This is a genomic window from Lysinibacillus sp., from assembly GCF_032093475.1.
In the GTDB taxonomy this organism is placed as follows: domain Bacteria; phylum Bacillota; class Bacilli; order Bacillales_A; family Planococcaceae; genus Lysinibacillus; species Lysinibacillus irui.
The window spans coordinates 27976-32362 of record NZ_DAMDAY010000036.1; the positions used below are offsets into that span (position 1 = coordinate 27976).

Sequence of the window (4387 nt, forward strand, 5' to 3'; positions counted from 1 at the left end):
AAAACCGAATACATACGAATAATTAGCTGGATCTCCTCCGCCTAATCCATAGGCAAAGCCAAACCAAATCGCAAAGTTGACAATGACTAGTCCAATCCCAATAAGCGCCTCTCGATGCGCTATTTTAAAGCGTTGATCTTTCACATGACAATCCCCCTAACCTACTCTATTTTACTGATATGTTGGTCTGATGGGAAGTGTAAGAAACGTTTTTTATCCTATGTAGTCTCGAAGCTATCAATACTTTTGGATTTTTCAATAGGGTTCCAGCAAACACCCAATCGTCAATAACGAAATTCAACCGCTCTAAAAAATAAAAACCCTCGTCTATCGAATGAGACGAAGGTTTTTAGGAATGGTATTTGCTTATGACGGACGTTTTTCCCAAGGCTCCATCGTTCCCACAGTATGGAGTAACCGATCATGCTGAATGGAATCAATGACACCTTGTGATATTTCCTCATTTGTAAGCCACCTTGAATGACTATCTTCAATTTTAAAGCCAAGTTGAACTTGATGGTATTGTAGGGCATCAAGTTTATCGATTTGCCCTTTAGCTTCAATAAGATTTGCACGACTCCCCAAGACATGAAACAGTTTCCATGATCCGCCTTGCCATTGTGAAATTTCACTTGCTATGCGCTCTAATGTACTATCAGCATATGAATGAATCCAAGCAATTACTAATTCAATAGGTCCATTTTGCTTCATCGTTTCTCGTATTTTCTTTAATAACAAGGATTCATCCCGATAATCTACTAACAAAGGGGTTATCATGGATGAGTTAGTAGCCTTGTTTAGCAAACGTTCCATCCGATGGGCATTCCGTCCAATGACTGAAACATGATAACCATTATTCACTAACCATAGGGATGTGTTAGCTAACATCCCTGTTCCACCAATAACTAATGCATGTGTCATCCATTTATCCCTCACTTCATTAAGATTTAAAGAAATGTGAGAGTCGCTAAGCTACTTATTTACTTACAGTTCGGTGTATCGACAAGTAGTTGCAATGCCTTTTTATCAATTTTGCCAACACTTGTTTTAGGTAATTCATCTAGGAAAATGATTTGTTTTGGAATTTTATAGCGTCCTAATTGCTGGTGACATAGCTCATTGAGTTCATCTAAAACAGCAGTAGTTTGGTTTTGACAGACAATAAAAGCTGTTACAATCTCACCCCAATAGTCATCCTCTACTCCAATCACGGCAACCTCCTGTACATGCGGATGCTGTAATAGGCATTGCTCCACTTCCTGCGGATAAATATTTTCGCCGCCCGAAATGATCATTTCCTTTCTACGTCCCACGATATAGAAGTCACCATCTTCATCCATCATGGCTAAATCGCCTGTTTTTAACCAGCCATCTTGCAGGATATTGGCAGTTTCCTGCTTGTTATTCCAGTAAAATCGAAACATATGCTTTCCTTTTACGAAGAGCTCTCCGACTTCACGAGGTGCACAGCTTTGCCCTGCGGGGTTGATGATTTTAGCCTCGTTAAATTGCATGCTCTTTCCGACAGCCCCTTTTTTCGCGTAAGCATGCTCTCTAGCTATATAAAAATTATTAGGTCCTGCTTCGGTTAAACCGTAGCCTTCTTTAAAAAATAGCCCCTTCTTGTAAAAGGCATCATAAATAGGATGAGGACATGGTGCACCGCCTGATAAAAATACTTTCATCGAAGGAAATTGATTTTCCTGAAAGTACTTCGTAGCAATCATCGCTTGATACATCGTTGGCACAAAAAGGGAAATGGTCGTTTTGTATTGATTCGTTGCTTGCAGCGCTGTTTCTGCTTCAAATTTATCGCCAATGATGACCGTCCCACCAGCCATGAGTAATGGTATACATAATGCATTTAAACCACCTGTATGAAACATCGGCATATAATTTAATGTACGGTCTTGAGCATGTAAACCCCAGCTAATAATTGTATTCATGGCGTTCCAATTCACCGATTGAAAGGAAAGCACAACCCCTTTTGGTCGCCCTGTAGTACCTCCCGTATAAATCATTAACCATGGATCGTCCATGTCCACTGCTTGCCTTCTTGGTACCGTATCCTTCTCTTGCTCGATGCTCTGAAGAGGAAACATCTTTTCTAGTGTCAAGGGACAAGAACCTTCCTCATCATACAACAGAATAGAAGGGGTAGCATCCTGCAAAATTTGTGTTAATTCCTCTTTACTCAAACGCCAATTTAACGGCACATAGATAAGTCCACGTAGCCCACAAGCAAATAAAACAGCAAACAATTGTATGTGATTTTTTGCAAAAACAGCGACTCTACTTCCTTTTTGTAGCTGCTGACGCTCAAAAAAATGACTCCATTTACCAATTTCCTCAGATAATTGCTGATAGGTCCACTGCTCTTCTGTTGCTAAATTAATTAACGCGATGTGATGAGGCGTTAAGGCGGCACGTTTTAAAATCCAAGCTTGCTCGACAAACATCTTAACACCCCCGATCACATCATGATGGCTCCATCCACATGAAGCGTATGACCGTGGACGTAGGAAGCCTCATCAGATGCTAAAAACAAGTAGGCATTGGCAATATCCCGTGGTGTCCCTAATCGTTGTAAGGGAACGATTGAGCGCATTTGAGCCACAATATTTTCAGGCATCTTTTTGACCATATCCGTTTCTGTAAACCCAGGTGCCACTGCATTGACGTTGATTCCCTTACGCCCTAATTCCTTTGCCCACGTTTTCGTCATTCCTACAATGGCTGCTTTTGTAGCTGCGTAATTCGTTTGACCAACATTACCGTAAACCCCACTTACCGATGATGTATTAATTATTTTGCCACCACCAGCTGCCACCATATGGGGGATAACCTCCTGAGTACAATGAAAGACCCCAGTCAGATTAACATCGATAACCTGCTGAAATTGGTCCTCTGTCATCTTCGTCAGCATTGCATCTCTTGTAATCCCTGCATTATTCACTAGGATATCAACGCGACCTTTCTGTTCGATTACCGCTGCTACTAGTTGTTGAACGCTCTCTCTACTTGCTACATCTACTTGTATAAAGGCCACGTTGTCCCCTAGTTGTTCGGCAGCGTGAATCCCTGCCTGTTCATCATAATCGGCGATAAACACAAATGCTCCTTCTTCAATAAAACGTTCGGTAGCCGCATAACCAATCCCATTTGCGGCGCCAGTGATAATCGCAACCTTATTGTTTAATCGCATGATTTCTCCCCCCAATTTCTAAAAAAGCCTCGATTTCGGCTGTTAGCTGTGCTAAATCATCGATCAGTGGGGAATGCCCACAATTTTTTAAACTAACGAACTGTGTCTCCTTGCCTAAATCATGTAGCAATTCTGCATTCATTTCCTCTGTAATGACCAAATCCCGATCCCCTCGCAATACTAAAATCGGAATATGGAGTAGGAGGGCTTCTTGAGAGCCTTTTGCAATCTCATTGTCAATAGCACTCATATTAAACGTATTGAGTGCATGGTACACTTCTGCTAAATTCCGTTGTGTCAGCATATCCTCTATATATTCTTGATATTTTTCTGCGTTCGGCTGTCGATGGGTATAAATTAATGCATTCCATATAGACTGTAAGCCTTCACCATTTTTTGTATCATAGAAGCCTTGAACAAGCTTTGTTTTGGATGTATCAATCAACACTTCTTCATAGCTATAGGCTCTTTTAAAGGATGCTGGATTGCCTGTTCCTAAATCCGTGTAGAATGGATAACCACGTGTTGAAGCGGAAGCTAGTAAAATCAGTCGTTGACAATGCCCTGGATAATTAGCGGCAAACTGCATACAGACGGCTCCTCCTGTTGACCAGCCAATCATATCAAAGGTCTGCAATTGCATAGCATCGATAAATAGCTTGACATCATCGCTAAAATCTTTAATGGCAGAGATAGGCTTATGATACGATGATCCGCCAAAGCCGCGTAAATCGATTGCATAAATTGTATATTTGTCATCTAAAGCATCCATCAGAATATCCCAATGTTTAGAAGATGTCATATTACCATGAACTAATAGTAAAAGTTGAGCTCCCCCTGAGCGCTTACGATAAGCCATCGTTTCACCATTTGCGAGCTGAATTGTTTTTAACATTCCATTTCCCCCTTATCCCCAACGTATTGTGATAGCCCCCCACACATAGCCAATGCCTGCACTAACCAATGTAACAATATCACCGTCTTGAATACGCTTTTGCTCCAATGCTAGCTGTAACGACAATAGTTGATCAATCTGCCCGATATGCCCATATTCTTGCAAATAAATCGATTGCTCCTGCTGTAAACCAAGCTCCGCTAAAATATAATCATGAGCAGACCTCTTCATATGCAGCATCGCTAAATAGTCTAGCTGTGCTTCACTGTATCCACTTTTCGCTAAAG

At 41.2% G+C, this 4387-nt stretch carries 6 protein-coding genes; all 6 read right to left on the reverse strand.

Annotated features, from left to right (window positions below):
* Positions 1-144 (reverse strand): DUF997 family protein (locus RT445_RS09995; protein ID WP_313470486.1); only part of this gene is annotated, 144 nt, incomplete at its 3' end.
* Positions 145-366: 222 nt separating this feature from the next.
* Entirely contained in the window at positions 367-921 is a 555-nt protein-coding gene (locus RT445_RS10000) for a short-chain dehydrogenase (protein WP_274793207.1), read from the reverse strand.
* Between the two features lie 59 nt (positions 922-980).
* Positions 981-2459, reverse strand: coding sequence for a class I adenylate-forming enzyme family protein (locus RT445_RS10005; protein WP_274793208.1), 1479 nt, complete (start codon positions 2457-2459; stop codon positions 981-983).
* Positions 2460-2473: 14 nt separating this feature from the next.
* Positions 2474-3205 carry a 3-oxoacyl-ACP reductase FabG gene (gene fabG, locus RT445_RS10010; protein ID WP_274793209.1) on the reverse strand — a complete coding sequence of 244 codons (732 nt, stop codon included), beginning with the start codon at positions 3203-3205 and terminating at the stop codon, positions 2474-2476.
* A complete protein-coding gene (gene phaZ, locus RT445_RS10015) occupies positions 3189-4100 on the reverse strand; it encodes an intracellular short-chain-length polyhydroxyalkanoate depolymerase (RefSeq protein WP_274793210.1) in 912 nt (303 codons plus the stop codon). The genes fabG and phaZ overlap by 17 nt, the downstream gene beginning before the upstream one ends.
* A gap of 12 nt (positions 4101-4112) precedes the next feature.
* Positions 4113-4387 (reverse strand): 3-oxoacyl-[acyl-carrier-protein] synthase III C-terminal domain-containing protein (locus tag RT445_RS10020; protein ID WP_313470484.1); only part of this gene is annotated, 275 nt, incomplete at its 5' end.